At 46.1% G+C, this 21131-nt stretch carries 19 protein-coding genes; 8 read left to right on the top strand and 11 right to left on the bottom strand.

The window, feature by feature from the left end:
* Positions 1 to 47 precede the first annotated feature (47 nt).
* From U0033_RS03050 to U0033_RS03040, 3 genes are all read right to left on the bottom strand, one after another.
* Positions 48 to 1493 (bottom strand): serine hydrolase, encoded by a 1446-nt coding sequence (locus tag U0033_RS03050; RefSeq protein ID WP_072357707.1) that lies wholly within the window; start codon positions 1491 to 1493, stop codon positions 48 to 50.
* Between the two features lie 261 nt (positions 1494 to 1754).
* Positions 1755 to 2522 carry an acyl-CoA desaturase gene (locus U0033_RS03045; protein ID WP_072357710.1) on the bottom strand — a complete coding sequence of 256 codons (768 nt, stop codon included), beginning with the start codon at positions 2520 to 2522 and terminating at the stop codon, positions 1755 to 1757.
* 134 nt (positions 2523 to 2656) lie between these two features.
* Positions 2657 to 4261 carry an ABC transporter substrate-binding protein gene (locus U0033_RS03040; protein WP_072357713.1) on the bottom strand — a complete coding sequence of 535 codons (1605 nt, stop codon included), beginning with the start codon at positions 4259 to 4261 and terminating at the stop codon, positions 2657 to 2659.
* Between the two features lie 45 nt (positions 4262 to 4306).
* Here U0033_RS03040 and U0033_RS03035 point away from each other — a divergent pair, with 45 nt between their 5' ends.
* Complete coding sequence (locus U0033_RS03035; protein ID WP_072357717.1) at positions 4307 to 5941, top strand: M1 family metallopeptidase; 1635 nt, start codon at positions 4307 to 4309, stop codon at positions 5939 to 5941.
* Positions 5942 to 6186: 245 nt separating this feature from the next.
* Here the strand turns inward: U0033_RS03035 and U0033_RS03030 are convergent, their stop codons facing one another.
* Positions 6187 to 6852 (bottom strand): NADPH-dependent F420 reductase, encoded by a 666-nt coding sequence (locus U0033_RS03030; RefSeq protein WP_072357720.1) that lies wholly within the window; start codon positions 6850 to 6852, stop codon positions 6187 to 6189.
* A gap of 166 nt (positions 6853 to 7018) precedes the next feature.
* Entirely contained in the window at positions 7019 to 7759 is a 741-nt protein-coding gene (locus U0033_RS03025) for a menaquinone biosynthetic enzyme MqnA/MqnD family protein (RefSeq protein ID WP_072357723.1), read from the bottom strand.
* 94 nt (positions 7760 to 7853) lie between these two features.
* On the opposite strand from U0033_RS03025, the gene purB reads away from it, so the two are divergent.
* Positions 7854 to 9191: an adenylosuccinate lyase gene (gene purB, locus U0033_RS03020; RefSeq protein ID WP_072357726.1), complete on the top strand. Its 1338-nt coding sequence runs from the start codon at positions 7854 to 7856 to the stop codon at positions 9189 to 9191.
* A 90-nt stretch (positions 9192 to 9281) separates the two neighbouring features.
* On the opposite strand, the gene U0033_RS03015 is transcribed toward purB, so the two are convergent.
* Entirely contained in the window at positions 9282 to 9638 is a 357-nt protein-coding gene (locus U0033_RS03015; RefSeq protein ID WP_072357729.1) for a YraN family protein, read from the bottom strand.
* A gap of 85 nt (positions 9639 to 9723) precedes the next feature.
* Here U0033_RS03015 and manA point away from each other — a divergent pair, with 85 nt between their 5' ends.
* Both manA and U0033_RS03005 read left to right on the top strand, forming a co-directional pair.
* On the top strand, positions 9724 to 10941 hold the full coding sequence (manA, locus tag U0033_RS03010) for a mannose-6-phosphate isomerase, class I (protein WP_072357732.1): 1218 nt from the start codon (positions 9724 to 9726) through the stop codon (positions 10939 to 10941).
* 99 nt (positions 10942 to 11040) lie between these two features.
* Positions 11041 to 11634, top strand: a complete 594-nt coding sequence (locus U0033_RS03005) for a DUF6580 family putative transport protein (RefSeq protein WP_072357736.1) — start codon at positions 11041 to 11043, stop codon at positions 11632 to 11634.
* Positions 11635 to 11810: 176 nt separating this feature from the next.
* Here the strand turns inward: U0033_RS03005 and lepA are convergent, their stop codons facing one another.
* A complete protein-coding gene (lepA, locus tag U0033_RS03000; RefSeq protein WP_072357739.1) occupies positions 11811 to 13601 on the bottom strand; it encodes a translation elongation factor 4 in 1791 nt (596 codons plus the stop codon).
* Positions 13602 to 13733: 132 nt separating this feature from the next.
* Between lepA and U0033_RS02995 the strand changes: the two genes are divergently transcribed.
* From U0033_RS02995 to U0033_RS02985, 3 genes are all read left to right on the top strand, one after another.
* Positions 13734 to 13991 (top strand): acyl-CoA-binding protein, encoded by a 258-nt coding sequence (locus tag U0033_RS02995; RefSeq protein ID WP_072357742.1) that lies wholly within the window; start codon positions 13734 to 13736, stop codon positions 13989 to 13991.
* A gap of 122 nt (positions 13992 to 14113) precedes the next feature.
* A complete protein-coding gene (gene rocD / locus U0033_RS02990) occupies positions 14114 to 15346 on the top strand; it encodes an ornithine--oxo-acid transaminase (RefSeq protein ID WP_072357747.1) in 1233 nt (410 codons plus the stop codon).
* 89 nt (positions 15347 to 15435) lie between these two features.
* Entirely contained in the window at positions 15436 to 16080 is a 645-nt protein-coding gene (locus tag U0033_RS02985; RefSeq protein ID WP_072357750.1) for a VIT1/CCC1 transporter family protein, read from the top strand.
* Positions 16081 to 16136: 56 nt separating this feature from the next.
* Here the strand turns inward: U0033_RS02985 and U0033_RS02980 are convergent, their stop codons facing one another.
* Together U0033_RS02980 and U0033_RS02975 are read right to left on the bottom strand one after the other, a co-directional pair.
* On the bottom strand, positions 16137 to 16544 hold the full coding sequence (locus tag U0033_RS02980) for a hypothetical protein (protein ID WP_072357753.1): 408 nt from the start codon (positions 16542 to 16544) through the stop codon (positions 16137 to 16139).
* A gap of 136 nt (positions 16545 to 16680) precedes the next feature.
* Positions 16681 to 18864, bottom strand: coding sequence for a S9 family peptidase (locus U0033_RS02975; protein ID WP_083571382.1), 2184 nt, complete (start codon positions 18862 to 18864; stop codon positions 16681 to 16683).
* Positions 18865 to 19271: 407 nt separating this feature from the next.
* Here U0033_RS02975 and U0033_RS02970 point away from each other — a divergent pair, with 407 nt between their 5' ends.
* Entirely contained in the window at positions 19272 to 19517 is a 246-nt protein-coding gene (locus tag U0033_RS02970; protein ID WP_072357758.1) for a hypothetical protein, read from the top strand.
* 73 nt (positions 19518 to 19590) lie between these two features.
* On the opposite strand, the gene U0033_RS02965 is transcribed toward U0033_RS02970, so the two are convergent.
* Entirely contained in the window at positions 19591 to 20484 is an 894-nt protein-coding gene (locus U0033_RS02965) for a YihY/virulence factor BrkB family protein (protein ID WP_177318553.1), read from the bottom strand.
* 168 nt (positions 20485 to 20652) lie between these two features.
* Positions 20653 to 21090, bottom strand: coding sequence for a hypothetical protein (locus U0033_RS02960; protein WP_072357763.1), 438 nt, complete (start codon positions 21088 to 21090; stop codon positions 20653 to 20655).
* Positions 21091 to 21131 lie beyond the last annotated feature (41 nt).

Below are 21131 nucleotides of genomic sequence, written 5' to 3'. Positions count from 1 at the left end.
ATAGAAAGAGCTGTCTCGTATATGAGGCAGCTCTTTTATTATTTGTATCACCTGATCTTTTTCGCTTCCTGCTGTTGCCCGTTGTGCGAAATTATTATGGCATTTACCTTACCGGTATCGTCTTTTTTGAACTCGATGAGTGCGGGAAATTCTCTTGGGAAAAACTTCGTCTGCGTTTCCGGGATCAATTCAAGAGCTGGTTCCCCCGGAGCCTGGGCATAAATGCTTTTCCCCTCTTTATAAACTGATAAAGCCATGTTTGGACCCAGCTGATAATCTCCAACATAAGTTTGTAATACGGTATCTGTTACCGCGACAGTCTTTTTAACAGTGGAATGATACAGGCCTTTAAATCCATACACTTTTGCCACACTATTGATCACTTCCTGTAAAATGTTCCCGTTATCAGAGTTGACCATCACCACTATGCCATTGCCATCCTTCAGGCTTCCGAAATACTGGCAGCGAAATCCTATGTTTGCGCCACCATGTCCAAAGTAGGTGGTACTGTCAGGGTAAATGTCAATGAACACACCTAATGCCCCCTGCTTGTTCTGATAAGGAGTCAGTTCGAGCTGAGCGCTTGCCTGGTTCAGTACTTTGGAAGATTTTCCTTCATAGGCCAGTTGGGTTTCTATAATAAATTTTGCGAGGTCTGTGGGATTGGTCCATAAACCGGCAGCAGCTTCTTCGGGGTGAATGTGGTAATTTCCTTCCATGGGTTTTCCATCTCCGCTATGACCGGTGGCAAGAAGTGCAGGTTTGACATCTGCAGGTGGCTGGGAAAAAGTACTGCCCGTCATGCCTAAAGGCTGGAGCACTGCCTTTTTCATATAATCGGCATAGGGCATATGGGTCACATCCATGACAATCAACTGGGATATGGTGATGCCCCCGCCTGAATACTCTAATCTCAAACCTGGCTCGAACATGGAACGGACAGGGGCTGAGTTAGCGGGTTTCACACCATCCAGGATCTGTACGATGGTCGGCAAGGGCGTACCCGGAGTATACCCTTCGAAACCGTGTACTGTCAGACCAGCAGTATGACTTAACAGGTTGGCGGTGTTGATCTTTTTACCTTTAGCCAGGCTATCATAAGGGAATTGCCAGCTGGTAAGGTAGGTATTGATATCCTTATACAGGTCTAGTTTTTTATCCTGCGCCAGTTTGAGCACACCGACCCCATTTAAGGATTTGCTCACAGAGGCGGCCTGAAAGAGGGTTTGAGTTGTAACCGGCGTTTTCAGGCTATCATTTGCATATCCATATCCCTTTGCCCATATGAGCCGATGATTTTGTATAACGGCTATACTTAGGCCCGGGATCTTGTAATGGGTCATTCGTTCCGCTATCGTCCAGGGTGTTTCGCCTTCTAATTGAATAGTACCGACCAGGCTCTTTTCCACCAATAGTATCTTTTCTTTGTCGGTTTGGGCGTAAGTGGTTAACTGAATTAACAGGAGTACGAGTAAAACCAATAGTTGTTTCATTAGGGGATATTTATTTGTAAGATAGGGGAAGATTCATATAAAAAGGCATTCCATTTTTGGGGCCTGTTCCCCTGTACACCAGCGAAATAGGCTTTCGCTGATCACAGCGGTATCCGGCCTATTCAGTTCCTTCGCATTGCCAGCCAGCTATTGCATGTCGAAGATGCCGGGAACGTATTGAGATGGATTACAGGGGGCCGGCAGACAAGGGTATAAAAAAAAACGCTCTTGCCGGAGCGAGAGCGTTTCTTGTTTATTTTATCAAGCGGCGGCTTTCATACTGACCACTTTAGCTTCTTTCGGTTTTATCTTAATGATCCCTACAAAGTGCATGAGTCTCATTACCGGGTAAGTTGGATCCAACTCAAACCATTTCTTAGCAAAGTTCGGGCTGTCCTTAAACTTATGGTGGTTATTCTGGAACAACTCCCCTAACAGCAGGATACCCCATGGAGAAGTATTTTTTGAACGATCCCCGTTATCAAAACTATGATAACCATATTTATGACCACACCAGTTTACCACTGCGCCCTGTACAGGCCCCATCAGGAAGTGAACAGGCAGTAACAGGTACCACCACAGATTGGGTGCAAACGCTACATAAAAGCCAATATAAATGGCCATCCACGCTAAACGGGTAATGTTGTTGTCACCGAATTTATCCATTGCATTCCACACGGGCAGTGGATCTTTTGTAAACTCTTCATCAGCAACACGCTTGCCGGTCAGGAAATCATTATACATGCTACGTGTATGTACCATCATTGCCCATACATCCTTGAAGAAGTGTGGTGAATGCGGATCTTCTTCAGTATCACTGAACTCGTGGTGCATTCTGTGCATCACGCCATACGCACGGGGAACCAGGTAAGAACTTCCCTGGAAGAACCAGGTGGAGAAGTAGAATACTTTTTCCCAGAATTTGTTTGTTGTATACATCTGGTGGGATGCATACCTGTGCAGAAAGAAAGTGTGGAAGAAAAGCGACAGGAACCAGTGCGCGAAGAAAAATATCAATATCGCTGTCATTAACTCTTTTAATTTTTTGATCAATAAGTGGGCGAAGATAATCTAATTACCTTCATTAAATACGTCAGAACCATAGCGATAGTTCACCAGGACCCGGATCGGGCTATAGATAAGGTGCAATGAAATGTTAAAGTTTATTCTACTATCTTCACTTTGCGCAATTCAAGCAGGTTCAGTCCGTTGTTTTCCATTCCCTGTACTTTTGGCTGGACCAGGTGAATGACTTCATCATAAAACAGGGGCACCACGGGTGCATCGGCTACAATCATCCTATCCATTTGATTATAAAGGTCATAGCGGACGCTATCGTTATTCTCCTGCAAGGCAGCTTCGTAGAGTTTGTCGAAGGCGGGGTTTTTATAGCGGGTGTAATTAGGGGGTGCGGGGTTCCTGCTGTAAAATACGGCGAGGTAATTCTCTGCATCGGCATAGTCGCCCAGCCAGCTACCTCTGAAAAAGAGGGCGTCAGACTTAGCCGTTTGTTCCAGCAATAATGCTTTTTGCAATACTTCTACCTGCACTTTGATCCCAATTTGCTGGAGCTGGTTGGCGGCATAGTTTGCATAATCTTCATAGACGGGAATAGATAATAGTTTGATGGGGGGCAATCCTTTGCCGCCGGGATAACCGGCTTCTTTCAGTAACTGCCTCGCTTTGGCAGGGTTATAACTATATCCTTTTACTTTACTTGTATCGAAAGAGGGTAAGCCTGCGGGGATGAAGCCGGCATTGGCGGGCGTACCGATCCCGTTCCTGAGGAAAGTGATCATCTTGGCCCTGTCAAAGCCATAGTTGATGGCTAAACGGATGTTTTTAATGCGCGTGGGTGAGTTGTGTGTTTTATTACTGTCTAAGAGAAAGCCGAAGTATTCTACGTTCAGCTGCGGCGTTTTGTCCAGGATCATCTTCCCCTCCCACTCTTTTTTCAGTTCGCCTTTTTTATTCAGCACTTCATCTTTAAAACTGGCATCAATATCATTCATGAAATCCAATTGCCCCTGGCGGAAGAGCAGGAACTCCGTTGCTTTGTTATCGAGAAAACTGACTTTTACGGCATCTAAATAAGGTAGTCCTTTTTCGAAATAATGCGGGAACTTATGTAACACCAAAGCTTGTCCTTCCTCCCAGTAATCGAATTGAAAAGGGCCGGTACCGCAGGGATGTTTCCTGAAATCCTTGCCGTATTTCTCTACGATTTCGTGGGGAATAATGGAGCAATACTGCATGCTGAGGATACCGAATACCGGGTGAAAGGGTTGTAACAGGGTGAGTATGAAGGTAGAATCGTTGATTGCTTCAAAACCTTTGTCAGGATCCACTTTGCCATTGAAGATCCAGGCACCTGCAGATGCGGTAGCGGGGTCCATGATCCGTTTCAGGCTATATACCACATCGCTGGCGATCATCTTCCGTCCTTTGCCGCCGGGAAAAACCTTGTTGTCATGAAAGAAAACATCGGTACGGAGGTGAAAGGTATAGACCCTGGCATCGGGAGACACTTCCCAGCTTTGGGCCAGGGAGGGTTTGATCTGCAATTGCTGATCGGGTTCCACGAGGGTATTATAGAGTTGTTTGACTACCCAGATGATGGATTGGTTCTTTGCAAATGCGGGATCAAGGGTGGCAATACCATCGACAGTGTTATAGCGGAATACCATTCTTTTTTCAGTCTGCGCCGGATGACAACTACTCAATCCGAATACCACGGTCCATATTATTAAAAAACGTTGTATGCTCATTAAACTGAAAATTAATATCTTTCCATTATAAAACTATTAATTTCTATGCGTGGCTTATTGTTGCTTTTAATGGCTATGGCTACAGCTCTTTCGGCTGGCGCCCAGGAGCGGACCTTCACCCATGCGGATACACTCCGTGGTTCAATTACTTCTGCCCGGGAATGGTGGGATGTACAGAACTACGAACTTAATGTGGCCCTGAATGCCCAGGATAGTACCCTGGGGGGTTCTAATACGATTACCTATTTTATCAATAAGCCCGACAGCATTATGCAGATAGATCTGCAATTGCCAATGGAAGTGGATAGTGTGATGCAGGATAAACAGAAGCTGGCGTATGAACGTGATGGCGATGCGGTAATGGTGCGTACACTGGCGCAGCAGCCGAAAGGAGCTACCAAGAAAGTGACTATCTTTTTCCATGGTCGTCCTAAAACGGCGGTGAATCCACCCTGGGATGGCGGTATCATCTGGCGTAAAGATAAAGATGGCCGTCCGTGGATCGCGACTGCCTGCCAGGGCCTGGGCGCGAGTGTGTGGTGGCCGAATAAGGATACACAATCTGACGAGCCGAATGATATGACGATAGCGGTGACCGTGCCGAACTTCCTCGTGGATGTTTCGAATGGCCGGCTGAAAAAGAAGGTATCTAATAAAGATGGTACCGATACTTATATCTGGTATGTGGCGAACCCGATCAATAACTATGACGTGGCCCTGAATATCGGGAATTACAAAGAGATCAAGGATACCTATAACGGTGAGGGTGGTAAACTGGACCTGAGCTATTGGGTGCTGGATTATAATGTGGATACCGCTACCATTCACTTTGCGGAAGTGAAGAAAATGCTGGCATGTTTTGAGTTCTGGTTTGGCAAATATCCGTTCTACCAGGATAGTTACAAACTGGTGGAAGCCCCGCATTTAGGCATGGAGCACCAGAGTGCAGTGGCTTATGGCAATGGCTTTGGCTGGGGTTATAAGGGGCGTGACCTTTCCGGCACCGGCTGGGGTTTGAAATGGGATTTTATCATTGTGCATGAAAGTGGGCATGAGTGGTTTGGGAATAATATCACCAGCAAGGACCTGGCGGATATGTGGATCCATGAGGCGTTTACAAACTATTCAGAGACCTTGTATACGGAGTGTGAGTTTGGCAGGAAAGCGGCGTTCGAGTACATCATAGGAGTGCGTCAGAACATCAGGAATGACATTCCTATTATTGCGCCTTATGGGGTAAATGCGGAAGGTAGTGGGGATATGTATTATAAGGGGGGGAATATGGTGCATACCATCAGGCAGATCATAAACAATGATAATGTGTTCAGGGATGTGCTGCGGGGGATGAACCAGACTTTCTGGCACCAGACGGTGACGACGAAAGATATATTGGATTACCTGAATTACATGACGCAGATGAATTTCAAGAAGGTGTTTGAGCAGTATTTGATGCATACGACGATCCCTACGCTGGAGTATCATTTTAATGGGAATGAGTTGCAGTTCAGGTGGGTGACAGATGTGGAGAATTTTGACATGCCGGTGAAGGTGACGCTGAATGACAGGGGGTATCAGTTTATTTATCCGGGTAAGCACTGGCAGTCAACACAGTTCACGCTGACGAATAAGAAGGACTTTAAGGTGGATCCGAATTTTTATATTAATATCAAACAGATCTAAACCGGTTATGTGGGCCTTTCTGAGCTATTCAGGAAGGCCTTTTTTTGGGGGAAAGGGGGGTTATTGCTGTTGGCTTTTCATGAATGCCGTTTCTCTGAAAATGTACTTCTTCTTATCGGTGAGTTCTGCCTTTCATGAATGACTTTTCCCCGAAAATGAGTTCATTCTTATAGGCGAGTTCTATCTTTTATGAATGTTTTTTCCTGAAATAGGGTTCTCCTTTTCTCTCAGGACGGTTTCTTCCTTCACGACGGCTTCTTCACCAGCCTAAACCCATGTTGCCAGGTACCGGTTCTAAACCCGTACGCATACCACAAAATACTCAATGGCTCTATATTCCTGCTCATTTCAATACTGCCCATATCCACAATATCAATCCAGCCCATTTGCTGTAGTAATTCCGTCACGGTGGCTTTCGCCTGTCTTTTATTTCCACAGATGAACATGGTAGGTGCGTCCTGCTCATGCTGGGGGCGGAACATGGATTCATGACCGATACAGCTCAATGCTTTTACAACATGTGCATCTGGAGGTAACCATGCCTGCAACTGCTCACCGGCAGAATTGGTGTGTCCGATAGAAAAGCTCAGCCTTCCCTGCTGGTCAGGTCCTTTTCCATCCAGCGGGTTAGTGACATCAACAACAACTTTATTCTTGAAATTCCATAGTCCGGCGGACTCAATGGCTTTTTGTGTACCTGCCCAACTGGTGCAGATGACTAGTAATTCTCCCTGGGCGGCTGCCTCCCGGAAAGGCACGGCTGTAATGTGGCCACCTATTTTGCGTATCCATTGTTGCAGAGATTCTTTGGCCGGGTTACGTGTGCCGAGGATCACTTCATGCCCTGCCCTGACAAGGCCTTCACCTAGCGTAAGGCCGACGGGACCGCTGCCCAGGATACCTATTTTCATGCTTCCGTGATTAGTGGGTAACTAATTTAATGAAAATAATTGGATTTCTGTTGCCAGCTGGCCGCAGGCTCTCAATCTATTGGCATTACTGCCGCAGGCATCTCTCCAAAAGAGAAAAGCTTCCGCCAAAGACGGAAGCTTTTCTCTTTGCTATTTAAATATGCGCTTATTGCTGTAAATACCCCAGGAACTTATTCAGGCCCTGCCTTTTTGAAGGCGTCAGCGGATAACTCAGGTTCTTCACATAATACGTCGTCAGATCATATTCCCCATAAGGATTCTCCGCCACTACTGCCGGAATATTATTAACCCCTATCCCATTCGCATTATTAAACTGCTGAATAAACTCCACCGGCAATGGCTTATTACTAATCCAGGCCGCAAACACCATCGGCAAACTCGTATACCGGATCCAATGTTCCGCCAGGTCATAAATATAAGGAGACACCTTCCGCTGTAAAAACGCCCTGTCTCCAATCACTAAACCAGCATCCGTTCCTTTGATATTCCCCTCATAATCACCTGTAGTAGGAATAAACTCCACATCCAGCTTCCAGTAATCCCTCACCAGCAATTTCAACAACGCCACTGAAGACCGGCTCTGATAATCCAGATAAATCCGCTTAATGTCATGCAAGGGAACATCTGAGAACAGGCAAACCGAAGCAACCGGCCCCTCAGCTCCAATACAATAATCTGAAATAATGTGGTACTCTTTCATCTTCGGTATCACTGCCACCGGCACAAGCGCGACGTCAACAATCCCATCTATCAGCTGCTGGCCTATCTTAGCCGGATAATCCACGCTCAGCTCCATCATGTTCATCACCGGATGATTCCTAAATCCAAATAATAATGGCTTGGTATTCAAATAACTTACTGCCGCTACTTTTACTTTCCGTTCCAATTTCAGTAATTTTGCCGGCTAAATTAGCACATTTTAGCTATATGTATCCTGTAAGGGGCGAAAACCACCCTTTACTAAACAATAAAATTTTAGTATGCAATTACAATCATTGACCGCCATTTCCCCGCTGGATGGGCGTTATCGCAAACAACTGGAAGAACTGGCCCCTTATTTTTCTGAATTTGCCCTGATCCGCTACCGCGTATTGGTAGAGATTGAATACTTCATCGCCCTCTCCGAGCAGAAGTTGTTCAGCCTCCCCAAGAACCAGGTACCGGCCCTCCGCAAAATTTATCAGGAATTTACGGTAGAAAATGCCCAGCTGATCAAGGATACAGAGAAAGTGACGAATCATGATGTAAAAGCTGTAGAATACTTTGTTAAGAACGAACTGAAAGGCCTTGGCCTGGAAGATAAACTGGAATGGGTGCATTTCGGGCTGACCTCCCAGGACGTAAATAATACCGCTACCCCATTATTCTGGAAAGAAGCGATCGAGCATGTATATATGCCGGCTATTGCTAACCTGATCCTGGGCCTGAAGAAATTAGGCAAACAATGGATGAAGATCCCCATGCTGGCACGTACCCACGGTCAGCCGGCCTCTCCAACCATCCTGGGCAAGGAGATCCTGGTATTTGCAGAAAGACTGGCAGGCCAGGTGAAACTGCTGGGCGATATTCCTTTTGCGGCTAAATTCGGTGGGGCTACCGGTAACTTCAATGCGCATCACGTAGCATTTCCTAAGATCAACTGGGAGAAGTTCGGTGACAAGTTCGTGAACAATACCCTGGGCTTACAGCGTATGAAATACACCACCCAGATCGAACATTACGACAACATTGCTGCGCAATTCGATACCTTAAAACGTATCAATACCATCCTGATAGATTTCAGCCGCGACATCTGGCAGTATATCTCTATGGATTATTTCAAACAAAAGATCAAGGCAAATGAAGTAGGTTCTTCTGCCATGCCGCACAAAGTGAACCCGATCGATTTCGAAAATGCGGAAGGTAACCTGGGCCTGGCAAATGCACTGTTTGAGCACCTGAGTGCAAAACTGCCTATTTCCCGCCTACAGCGTGACCTCACTGACTCTACTGTCTTGAGAAATGTGGGCGTTCCATTCAGCCATTCTATCCTCGCACTGAAATCACTGGCGAAAGGAATGGAAAAGCTGATCCTGAACGAAGCGAAACTGCATGATGACCTGGAAAATAACTGGGCCGTAGTAGCAGAAGCGATTCAGACCGTGCTGCGCAGGGAGAATTTCCCACAGCCTTACGAGGCGCTGAAAGCGCTGACGCGTGGTGGAGATCAGATTACGCAGAAGACAATGCATAAATTCATCGATGGATTGAAGATTAGTGCAAGTCTGAAGAAAGAACTGAAGGCGATTACGCCACATAATTATACAGGTATCTGGTAGTCTGTAACGGCAACCATTAGCCGGCCGCAGGCCAGACCTCCCAACCAGGATTATCTTTCGCCTTTAGCAAAAGATAATCCTGGTTCGTTTTTAAAAGCAGTCTTCGAAATGCACCAATTCATGGCTCCCATCCTTCCTGAACGTAATGGAAACAATATCAAAACGAATCCTTTTAGGTAAGATTTTCATTCTGTTCATATAGCCATCTGCCACCGCCTGTATGGCCCTTATTTTTGCCGGTGTCACATTCTTCTCAGGGTACCCCCATAAATCAGAGATCAGTGTCTTTACCTCCACAAATACCAAACACTCCTCTTTCCGCACAATCAAATCAATCTCCCTGCGCCCCATCTTCCAGTTGGTACACAAAATGATATAATCCTGCGCTAAAAAATGCGCCTGTGCAATTTCCTCGCCTTTTTTACCTAAATCAAGATGGGTGAACATTGGATATTGATTATTTTTTAGCTTCCTTTGAGGAAATTTTTCAGGTTCACTGTTATTGAAAATAAACAATTATAACGCATAAGATATGAGTGATAAGAAACTATTCAGGCTGGTAGGTAAGGTTCAAAATTATGCATGGGGTGGTTTCCATTATATCCCGGCACTCCTGGGCATCCCCGAAACAAACAATCCCAGCGCAGAATACTGGATGGGTGCACACCAGAGTGCCCCTTCTAAAATCGACACCGATGGTCAGACCACTGCACTCGACCAACTGATCAAAGCTGATCCTACCGCGGCCCTCGGTCAGAAAGTATGGGATCGCTTCGGCGAACTGCCTTTCCTGTTTAAGATCCTCGATGTAAAAGACATGTTGTCTATCCAGGTGCACCCTACAAAAGTAGAAGCTGAAAAAGGATTTGCCCGCGAGAATGAAGCTGGCATCCCGCTGAATGCATCACATCGTAATTATAAAGATGCCAACCATAAGCCGGAGATCATGGTAGCCCTCAGCGAATTCTGGCTGCTCCATGGCTTCCTGCCTGAAGATAAACTGAAAAAAGTACTCACAACCGTTCCTGAATTTGCCAGCCTGGCACCTATCTTCGAAAAAGATGGTTACTATGGCCTGTACAAAGCAGTGATGGAACTGCCACAGGAAGAAGTGAATAAATTCCTTCGTCCGCTGGCGGAAAGAGTACTGCCTGCTTACCAGGCGGGTACCCTGCACAAGTCAGATCCGGCCTTCTGGACTGGTCGTGCAATCGCGAACGATCCACAGGGCCTCGACAGACTGGATAGAGGGATCTTCTCCATCTATTTCTTTAATATTATGGAAGTACATGAAGGTGAGGCTGTATTCCAGGATGCTGGTATCCCACATGCCTATCTCGAAGGCCAGAATGTGGAACTGATGGCAAACTCTGACAACGTTTTACGCGGTGGCCTTACCCCTAAGCATATCGATGTACCAGAATTGCTGAAACATACCCGTTTCGAAGCTGTACATCCAAAAATCCTGAAAGGAGATGCTGTAAAAGGTGGCCTGGAAAGCATTTATGCCTCACCTGCACCTGATTTTGTAGTAAGCCGTATTGAGCTGAAAGCGGGTCAGAAATATGACCATACCAGCACTTCTACAGAAATTCTGCTGGTACTCCAGGGTAGTGCTACAGTGACAGGCGAAGGAGGTGTAAACCTGCCGGTAGCGAAAGGACAATCTGTGGCAGCGCTGTATAATGCAAGCTACCAGATTGAATCTAAGGATGAAGTTGTTATTTATAAAGCGGGGGTTCCTGCTTAATTTAATAATTGAATTTTATTTAATAAAAAATCGCTTCTGCCTTCAGTGGAAGCGATTTTTTATTTGATATCCCTATATTTGCACAAATAAACTGATCAAATGAAGAAAGATACCCGTGAATACATAATGATCGCTGTACTGATCTTCCTGGCTATTATCAGCCGTGTCATCACCACCAATCTCCAGTTATGGAACTTTAACGCCATCGGTGCTTCGGCGCTCTTTGGTGGCATGATGATCCGCAACAAACGCCTGGCTTATCTGTTACCCATCCTTACCCTTTTCCTGAGTGATCTTTTCCTTCAGATGTTCACCAATGTACAGGCCTTATATGGCGTTTACATCGGTCAGCTCTTCTTTGTATACGGCGCATTCCTGCTCATCACCTGGATCGCAACCCGTATTAAAAAAGCAGACGCACTTACCATCCTGGTTGCCAGCATCGGTACGGGTGTTCTTTTCTTTTTAATTACCAACCTTGGTACTTTCGTTACTACCAATTTATATCCGCATACGCTCAGTGGCCTGGTTGCCTGCTATGCAGCCGGTATTCCTTTCTACAAACAGGGAGACCTGTTCAGCAGCTTTGCGCTGAATGGTATTCTCGGTAATATCTTCTTTAGTGCGGTACTGTTTGGTGCATGGGAACTGATCAGGCAGATCTCCTTCCATCCTAAGAAGCAGTTAGCATAATAATAAACTTATTTTAAAAAGCCGGTCGCATATTATACGACCGGCTTTTTTATGCCTATCCTAAAATCTCTAAGCGGGCCGCGGGCGAAGACCACTGCCACCAAATTAAATAGGCTGTGTCATTACAACACAGCCTACTAACTTTTTAATACCTATTTTAAAGCACCCAATACAGACTATTCGTCCAGTTTCAGTACCGCCAGGAACGCTTCCTGTGGCACCTCCACGTTTCCGATCTGCCTCATTCTCTTCTTACCTTCTTTCTGTTTCTCCAGCAGTTTACGCTTACGTGAGATATCACCACCATAACACTTCGCGGTCACATCTTTACGCATTGCACTGATGGTTTCACGCGCCAGGATCTTCGCACCAATAGCCGCCTGGATCGCGATCATAAACTGCTGACGGGGCAGCAATTCTCTCAGCTTTTCACACAATTTACGTCCAAAGTCCTGCGCACGGCTGCGGTGAATCAACGCACTCAGTGCATCCACCTTATCGCCATTCAGCAGAATATCCATCTTCGCAATATCAGAATCTCTCATACCGATCGGAGAATAGTCGAATGATGCATAACCACGGGTCTGGCTCTTCAGTTTATCATAGAAGTCAAACACGATTTCGGTCAGCGGCATTTCGAAGATCAGCTCCACACGGGTAGGTGTCAGGTAGCTCTGGTTGATGAGCAGTCCTCTCTTGCCCAGGCAAAGGGTCATGATATTACCGATATAATCTGGTTTTGTAATGATCTGTGCACGGATCCATGGCTCCTCGATTCTCTCGATACGGCTTGGATCAGGCATTTCGGAAGGGTTGTTTACCAGTACGACCTCCTGACGGGTGGTATAAGCAATAAAGCTTACGTTCGGTACAGTGGTGATCACCGTTTGGTTAAACTCCCTTTCCAGTCTTTCCTGGATGATTTCCATGTGCAGCATGCCCAGGAATCCGCATCGGAAGCCAAAGCCCAGGGCCTGGGATGTTTCCAGTTCGAAAGTGAGGGAGGCATCGTTCAGCTGGAGTTTTTCCATACAGTCACGAAGCTCTTCGAAATCTTCGGTGTTCACCGGGAAGATACCGGCAAATACCATTGGCTTTACTTCCTCGAAACCTTTGATAGCATCCAGGGAAGGGTTGGCCATGCTGGTGATGGTATCACCCACCTTTACCTCTTTGGCGTTCTTGATCCCGGTGATGATGTAACCTACGTCACCGGTTTTCACTTCTTTCTGAGGGGAAAGGCCCAGTTTCAGTACACCCACCTCGTCGGCAAAGTATTCCTGACCGGTATTTACGAAACGGATTTTCTCACCTTTTTTGATGATACCGTTATAAATTCTGTAATAAGCGATGATACCGCGGAAGGAGTTGAAAACGCTATCGAAGATCAGCGCCTGTAATGGTGCTTCCTGGTCACCTTTTGGAGCAGGAATGCGGGTTACGATCGCTTCCAGGATCTCTTCGATACCGATACCGGTCTTACCGGAGGCCAGGAGGATCTCATCTTCCTTACAGCCGATCAGTTCGATGATCTGGTCCTTTACTTCGGGGATCATAGCCCCTTCCATATCGATTTTATTGATAACCGGGATGATTTCCAGGTCGTTTTCCAGTGCCAGGTACAGGTTGGAAATGGTCTGTGCCTGAATACCCTGGGCAGCGTCTACGAGCAGCAGTGCACCTTCGCAGGCAGCCAGTGCGCGGGATACTTCGTAAGAGAAGTCCACGTGACCGGGGGTATCAATGAGGTTAAATACATATTGTTCACCCTTGAACGTATAGTTCATCTGGATGGCATGGCTCTTAATAGTAATACCCTTTTCTCTTTCGAGATCCATATCATCGAGGACCTGCGCCTGCATATCCCTTTCAGAAATGGTCTTGGTATGCTCTAATAGCCTGTCGGCCAATGTACTTTTACCGTGGTCAATGTGCGCAATGATGCAAAAATTCCTGATATTCTTCATATATGCTTATAAAACAAGACGTTTCTTCCGCCCCGCGTCAAGCCGCAAAGGTATTTAAATTTTGCTATTCCTGAATATGCCGGGTTCGGGTATTTCATACTATTTTGGCTATATTTAATACAAACTTATAAAATGGACCTCAAAACCCAATTCGAAACAGCCGTTGCCGACAGCAAGACATTGTCTGAAAAGCCCTCTAATGAGATCTTATTACAATTATATTCCCTGTATAAGCAGGCTACCGAGGGAGATAATACGGCAGAGCCACCTGCCAATCCTTTTGATTTTGTAGCAAAGGCGAAGTACCAGGCATGGGAGGAATTGAGAGGGAAAACCTCGGAAGCTGCCATGGAAGAATACATCCAACTGGTCACAAAACTAAAAAACTGATCTGCTTTAAATTCATTGCCGGCCGACCAAAGGCCGATAAGGATCTGCGGAAAAATCGTTGCTGCCAAAGGCGGAAGCGATTTTTCCTAAACCCTTCGCTATAAACCTTACTTTTGTAATGTATGTTACAATCATTCAAGATAAGTGAAAAGACCCGGCATTACCTGGAACTGGAAGAACAATACGGCGCACATAATTACCACCCGCTCCCTGTAGTACTCGACCGCGGGGAAGGTGTATTCCTTTACGACGTAGATGGTAAACGATATTACGATTTCCTGTCCGGCTACTCCGCCGTCAACCAGGGTCACTGCCACCCCGTTCTTGTGCAGGCACTCATTGATCAGGCGCAAAAACTGACACTAACCTCCCGTGCCTTTCACAATGACCTCCTGGGTGAATACGCAGCATTTATCACCGGGTACTTCGGCTTCGACAAAGTCCTCCCCATGAACACCGGTGTGGAAGCTGTCGAAACGGCCCTGAAACTGGCCCGTCGCTGGGGATATATTGTAAAAGGCATCCCTGAAAACAAGGCTAAGATCATTGTATGTGCCAATAATTTCCACGGCCGTACCCTGAACGTCATATCATTCAGCACTGATCCCAGCTCCCGCACTGATTTTGGTCCCTTTATGCCCGGTTATGAAGTGATTCCTTATAATAACCTGCCTGCGCTGGAAAAAGCGCTGCAGGATAAAAACGTGGCTGGCTTCTTACTGGAACCCATCCAGGGCGAAGCCGGCGTAGTGGTGCCTGATGAAGGCTACCTCGCCAAAGCCCGTCAATACTGCGAAGATGCCCAGGTGCTCTTCATTGCAGATGAAATTCAAACCGGCCTTGCACGCACCGGTAAAATGCTGGCATGTGATCATGAAAACGTACGCCCGGATATCCTCATTCTCGGTAAAGCCTTGTCTGGTGGCCTGCTGCCGGTAGCAGCCGTACTGGCCAATGATGAGATTATGCTCACCATCAAACCAGGTGAACACGGTAGCACCTATGGAGGAAACCCGCTTGCCTGCAAGGTGGCCATGGCTGCGCTGACAGTATTGAAAACAGAAAAGATGGCTGAAAATGCAGCGGCCATGGGAGAACTGTTAAGAACAGAACTGGCAGCACTCGCCTCCCCACATATTAGCAGCATCCGGGGGAAAGGACTCCTCAACGCCATTGTCATCCATCACGCAAACCCGGAAGCGGCCTGGGATCTCTGCCTGGCACTGAAAGAAAATGGCCTCCTGGCCAAACCAACGCATGGAGATAAAATCAGGTTTGCGCCACCCTTGCTCATCACCGCCGCACAGGTGAAGGAAAGTGTGGAAATAATAGGGCGTAGTCTGGAGATCTTATAAAGTCAGGCATGTTCCTTGAAGGCATATTCGCATTAAAATGCTGAAAAGTCATGGTATGTTCGTAAACGACAAACCTATAATCCCACTACATGTCCGAAAATATTAAAGCTATCCGAAGTACCGGCTGGAAGACAGATTTCATCATAGGCTTTCCGGAAGGCCTGCTGCTGTTGTTGTTCACCACCTTCCTGTCACACGACCTGGACATCACAGTTCAGCGGTTCTATACCATCAATACCATGATCTGGCTCATAGGCAGCCTGCTGGTCATGATCACCGCTTACTATGCCAACAAAGGCGATACCCAGCATGATGTGGGAACACTTTCTGCCGAAGAACGCCGGAAACTGGAAGACCTGGAAATAGGGCATCACATCATCGCCGATATTGCCAGCGAAATGGAGAAAGATGCTAATGACTGGGAAAATACGTTACAGGAAGAACAGGTGGCAGTGACCCATTTCAATCTGGGCCGTGCACTGCTGAGTGCAGTAACTACAGGGATCTTTTTCCTGGTGGGAGGCATTCTGCCATTACTCCCTTATCTCAAAAATGAGAATTTCTACCGGGCCGCACAGAATAGTGTAACATGCTGTTTTGTGCTGATGGTCATATTCAGCTTTATAAAATCCAGGATGACCAGCCAGCCGGCATTACCAATGATATTGAGAAATATCGGGTATACAGGAGCCGTCTATTTGGGTGCCTGGATCATGGCGATGATCTTTCGTTAAGGTATATTTTCGAGGGTTTTCACTCATGCAATATTCATGAAAACCCTCACAATTTCTTAATTCTCTTTTTTCTCTGCAGGCCGTCCGTTATTTGTAAACATCACAGCAACAAAAGCGCCCAGTGACGCAACCAATGACAGGAACAAGGCAACATGCCTTTCCGGGCACTCTCCCATCTCACACCTGCTGAACAGCAACAAATTTCTGAACGTCCACGCTACTAAAAATGCTGCAAGGAAAAGATTGATCCTTGGCGCCATTTTCCCTTTCAGCAAAAACAGGAGTCCCACCACCACGCCAAAGAAAACATTTACTTTCCCGGGTTCACCAAAATTGGAATTAAAAGTATTCAACCCGGTAAAATCCAGGGGGCCGGTTTTACTTCCAACGGTAATCCATGGCAGGAATGCACATACAATCACAACTACAACAGCGATAATTCCGAAAATCTTACTTCTTGACATAACTTATATTAACTGGAACTCATTTCATAATTACCATTTGAGTATTGATTATCAATTACAAACACCTATTATGAAATGAGTTCTATGTACTGACATAGTGATCTTTCAAATAAACTGCAAATACGAGGTTCCTTTATTACCTGGCACCCGGCGCACAATGCTCTTTCAAATAATTAGTATACAAATTAGCTAAATGTCTCCTGGTACCTTCGCCTTCACTGATACCATGCGTACGGTTCGGATAAGCCATGAACTGGAAGATCTTGTTATATTTGATCAGCTCATTCAGCAGCATTTCCGCATTCTGATAATGTACATTATCATCACCTGTACCATGTACATATAAGAGGTTCCCTCGCAGGTTCTTCGCATAAGTGATTGGTGATCCTTTCACAAAATCCTCCCTGTTTTCCGCTGGCAATCCCATGTACCGTTCCTGGTAAATATTATCATAGGTCAGCTGGTTACCAACGGCAGCAATTGCAATACCTGTCTTGTATATTTCAGGATACTGGAACATCAGGTTCAGTGTCATAGAACCGCCGCCGCTCCAACCCCATACGGCTACACGGGAAGTATCCATATAACTGTGTTCTCTGAACAGCTCCTTCGCCCCCATTGCCTGGTCACGTGCATTCAGAATACCTACCTTACGATAGATCGCCTTGCGCCATGTTCTGCCTTTAGGTTGTGGTGTACCTCTGTTATCCAGGGAAACATAGATGTAACCATCTGCTGCCATATCGCCATTGTACAGGTGGTTGTAACCTGCACCGTATTGATCCAGCGTGGTAGCACCGGCCGGCTCACCATATACATAGAATACAACAGGGTATTTCTTCGTAGAGTCAAAGTTGTTAGGCTTCGCCATCCAGCCTGTCATCGTTACACCATCTACAGTCGTTACATTAAAGAACTCCTGTTTCTGGATACGGCGGGAACTGATAATGTCTTTATAGATCTGCTCTCCCTCGCCGGTTTTGTGTGTAGCGAGCTTCACTATTTCCTGCTGATTGCGGTAGTAGTGGTTAGAGAAATCATGCAGTGCATACTGTGCATCCGGAGAAATTTCGTAGCCATGTGTACCTGGTTCTGACAGCGGAGAGATGCGCTCCGGCTTGCCTTTACCATCCAGGGAAACCTTGTAAAGATATTGCTGGGTAGCATCGTCCGGTGAAGCGAGGATGTAAGCTACTTTGTGTGCTTCGTCTACTTTCAGCAGGTTGATTACATCGTAGTTACCTGGCGTGATCAACTGCTCCTTCCCTTTCATATCTACGGTATAGAGATGACGCCAGCCGTCTTTTTCACTTACCCAAACGAATGACTGTCCGTTGGCAAGAAAATCCCAGCCACTGATATCGCGTTCATCCCAGCGGGATTTCACGTCGATCCAGGCGGAGTCTGTTTCTTTATAAAAGGAAGTGGCTTTGCCGGTAGCAGCGTTCGCGAGGAAAAGGATACTTTCATTCTGCTTGCGGTTTAGCTGTTGCAGGATGAGGTCATTTTTGCCAGGTACCCATTCCATGCGGGGAATGTAGTGTTGCTGTGCATCGCCGGGAACCTGCAGCCAGGTGGTCTTGGCAGTAGCGATATCTACTACGCCCACACGACAGGCAGAAGGGCTTTCACCTGCTTTCGGATATTCTACCGGAACAGTGTAAGAATAGATAGAGTCAGTGTTGTCGATCATGAGGAAGTCTCTGATCCTGGTGGCATCGATCTGCCAGTAGGCGATAGACTTGCTATCAGGGCTCCAGCGGAAGCCATCGCGGCAACCGAATTCTTCTTCATAGGCCCAGTCGAAAGTACCGTTGATGAGGCGGCGGGTACCGTCTGTAGTCAGGGCCTTGCGCTTGCCGGTAGCCAGATCCTCCACGTAGAGGTTATGCCCGCTTACGTAAGCTACCTGTGTGGCATCGGGCGAAAACTTGGCAAACATGAGGGAAGATGGCGGCAGGTCTGCACCGATTTTCTTCAGGTTATTATTACTGAGATCCAGTACATAATAATCCCCGCGGGTATCGTAGCGCCATACACGTTCAGCGTTGGCATACACAAGGAGTTTCTTTTCGTCAGCAGAGAAGTCAAAGTCGCGGATCCTGATCTGGTAATTACCCTGGGTCAATAACCTGCCTGGAACTTTTTCTGTTTGGGAACCATCCGAGAGCTTTACCGCAACGATAGAACTGATAGATGGCTGATAAATATATTGCCCGTCACGGCTCCATTTTGTTGATTGCCCGGGCTGCGCTACTGCTGTGGTGGCAGTGAGGCAAGCCAGCACCAGGAATAGATTTGTGTAACGAAATTTGCGCATCTGCTAAGTTTGAGGCGGCAAGATAACGATATTCAGATTTATTTGGATGCCGTCTGTACCAGAATTGCAGGCCCCGGGCATTTAAAAGGAATATCAAAAGTATTTCATAAAAAGGGGCATTATATCCAGGAAAAGACCCATACGCTTTATTCTGCCTATCATCCTTGTGGAAAAAGATTGTGGAAAAGTTTTATAAAAGTGAAATACAACTAGTTATTAATAATATTTATATATTTACAGAGGCATTCAACTGGTTTGATTTTTGCTCATTCTTTGGGGACATATATTACAATTCATCCAATGAAAACTATTTATCATCCTTATTGTAAACGGGGTGATAGCGTAACCGGCAATAAGAAGAAGAACAAGTATTAATTATTTAATCATCCTTTGAAAACTGTAACACTATGATCCAGGTTATCTATTCTTACAAGAATCGTGAATTCCATCAGCTGGAAGATACTGTCATGAACCAACTTGCACAAATGGGTGTAAGGCAAATGCATGCATTACTGGAGCCTCTGTCTGACACACTGGTAAATGAAAACGGACGGATTACAATCAATCTGGATCAGCATCCAAAGATTACTGTAGAAGGGTTTAGTAGCCCGGTAAAGGAGCATATTGAAATGGTACTGAGAGGGGAAGCCTAAAGCACCCTCAGTTCTTAATTCATGTGAGTAGTTATCATACGCGCACGTTCTGCTTAAACGCTTACCATCTTTTTCACGCTTCTACATCTGCAAGTTCGTAAAACGTTGCATTCCGCAAAGGCTGCATTGGTCGTTGTTTGAATTCACTCCAGGCCTTTGTAAACGCTGCCCCGTAATAAAAGATAATCGAACTGTAAAAGATAAACAGCATCAGCAACACTGCCGAAGCAGAGGCTCCGTATAGGATACCTATATTGCCCCCATATAGTAAGCGTCTCAGCATAAATTTGCCAATACTGAATAGGATACCTGTCAGGAATGCCCCTGAAAACGCTACTTTCCAGTCAGGCCTTGCATCAGGCAGGTAACGGAACAATACTGTAAACCAGGCTGTCACGATAGCCAGCGATACCAGCTGCGCAAACAATTCGTTGAAAATCAGGTCAGCATTAGGAAAGACGTCGTGAATATAAGTACCCAGGAAAGCATGGGCACTTTCTGTAAACACACTGGCCAGGAATAGGATACCTGCCGCCCCGATCACAATCAGGGAGCGCAGCCGTCCCATCAGGGATAATACAAATCCCTCCCGCTCCGACAACCGGATCTGCCATAATTGATTGAGGGAACTGCGGATCACTTTTAATAAGGTCGTTGCTACAAACAACAGGAAGATAAACAGCAATGTCGCCACCGGCCAGGTTTTACCCAGGTTGCGGAACCCTCTCAGCGTCACGATCACCTGCTCTGCACTATCCGTACCTACCAGCTCACCAAGTCGCTGAAATAATTGCTTACCCAGATGTTTACGGTCAAATAACAGGCCCATGACCTGCAATAATATCAACAAAATCGGAGGTAGCGCAAAACTGGCAAAGAAGGCGGTAGCGCCTGCCAGCCTAAGTGGGTCGTTGCTTTGTAATGTCCGGAAAGCAGTCCGGAATGTGCTGAAAAAGTCTCTTGACATCTGGAATAATATGGTCAGGTTAAAAGCATAAAAAATCATGCCTTTTGTTCCCTGCCGACATTAACTTATTTGCTGGTATAAAAATTTATGCGGAGTAAAATAAGGATTCGGTGCAAACCGCATGCTGTCTGCCATCACCCGGTCATCTAACTGTGGTTACTGATAAAATCATCTTCTGTTCATGTAAAAATAATCCTGCGTCACCAGTACCTTATCAGGCACTACTTCGCCTTCATAGATCAGCGTGTTAAAGTTGAAAGTACTATCATTCACCACTCCTACTACACACAAGGTACTGTCCAGTTTAAAATACTCCTTCGTCTTATACTCATAGCTTACTGAATCCAGCGATCCCGCCAGGTACAGGGCCGCCACACCGGTAGTATACCCGGTCAGCCTGATATTCAGGTAAGCCGTGCTATCCGCATAATTAGTGGTATCCTTCCTGTAATAAACAGTATCCCCATTAGTTTCCGTGTAATACTGCAGACTGACCGTTTGCGAAATGAACCATTTGCCAGTGTAATTGATCGAAGTTCTGGTATCTTCATTCTTCTTACAGGCCACGATCATAGCCAGCAAAGCGATTGGCAATAGTTTCCTCATGGGTAAATTAATAATTATAAGGCCGCAAAAATAGTTTAATT

Source organism: Chitinophaga sancti (genome assembly GCF_034424315.1).
Taxonomy (GTDB): Bacteria; Bacteroidota; Bacteroidia; order Chitinophagales; family Chitinophagaceae; genus Chitinophaga; species Chitinophaga sancti.
This window is presented reverse-complemented; position numbering and strand designations above follow the sequence as displayed.

Bases quoted from the DNA above. Each gene is read 5' to 3' on its own strand.
- U0033_RS03005 (WP_072357736.1), top strand. From the start codon at position 11,041: ATGAAGAAAGATACCCGTGAATACATAATGATCGCTGTACTGATCTTC.
- manA (WP_072357732.1), top strand. From the start codon at position 9,724: ATGAGTGATAAGAAACTATTCAGGCTGGTAGGTAAGGTTCAAAATTAT.
- lepA (WP_072357739.1), bottom strand. From the start codon at position 13,601: ATGAAGAATATCAGGAATTTTTGCATCATTGCGCACATTGACCACGGT.
- rocD (WP_072357747.1), top strand. From the start codon at position 14,114: ATGTTACAATCATTCAAGATAAGTGAAAAGACCCGGCATTACCTGGAA.
- U0033_RS02980 (WP_072357753.1), bottom strand. From the start codon at position 16,544: ATGTCAAGAAGTAAGATTTTCGGAATTATCGCTGTTGTAGTTGTGATT.
- U0033_RS02965 (WP_177318553.1), bottom strand. From the start codon at position 20,484: ATGTCAAGAGACTTTTTCAGCACATTCCGGACTGCTTTCCGGACATTA.
- U0033_RS03035 (WP_072357717.1), top strand. From the start codon at position 4,307: ATGCGTGGCTTATTGTTGCTTTTAATGGCTATGGCTACAGCTCTTTCG.
- U0033_RS03050 (WP_072357707.1), bottom strand. From the start codon at position 1,493: ATGAAACAACTATTGGTTTTACTCGTACTCCTGTTAATTCAGTTAACC.
- U0033_RS02975 (WP_083571382.1), bottom strand. From the start codon at position 18,864: ATGCGCAAATTTCGTTACACAAATCTATTCCTGGTGCTGGCTTGCCTC.
- U0033_RS03045 (WP_072357710.1), bottom strand. From the start codon at position 2,522: ATGACAGCGATATTGATATTTTTCTTCGCGCACTGGTTCCTGTCGCTT.
- purB (WP_072357726.1), top strand. From the start codon at position 7,854: ATGCAATTACAATCATTGACCGCCATTTCCCCGCTGGATGGGCGTTAT.
- U0033_RS02960 (WP_072357763.1), bottom strand. From the start codon at position 21,090: ATGAGGAAACTATTGCCAATCGCTTTGCTGGCTATGATCGTGGCCTGT.
- U0033_RS03030 (WP_072357720.1), bottom strand. From the start codon at position 6,852: ATGAAAATAGGTATCCTGGGCAGCGGTCCCGTCGGCCTTACGCTAGGT.
- U0033_RS03040 (WP_072357713.1), bottom strand. From the start codon at position 4,261: ATGAGCATACAACGTTTTTTAATAATATGGACCGTGGTATTCGGATTG.
- U0033_RS02985 (WP_072357750.1), top strand. From the start codon at position 15,436: ATGTCCGAAAATATTAAAGCTATCCGAAGTACCGGCTGGAAGACAGAT.
- U0033_RS02995 (WP_072357742.1), top strand. From the start codon at position 13,734: ATGGACCTCAAAACCCAATTCGAAACAGCCGTTGCCGACAGCAAGACA.
- U0033_RS03015 (WP_072357729.1), bottom strand. From the start codon at position 9,638: ATGTTCACCCATCTTGATTTAGGTAAAAAAGGCGAGGAAATTGCACAG.
- U0033_RS02970 (WP_072357758.1), top strand. From the start codon at position 19,272: ATGATCCAGGTTATCTATTCTTACAAGAATCGTGAATTCCATCAGCTG.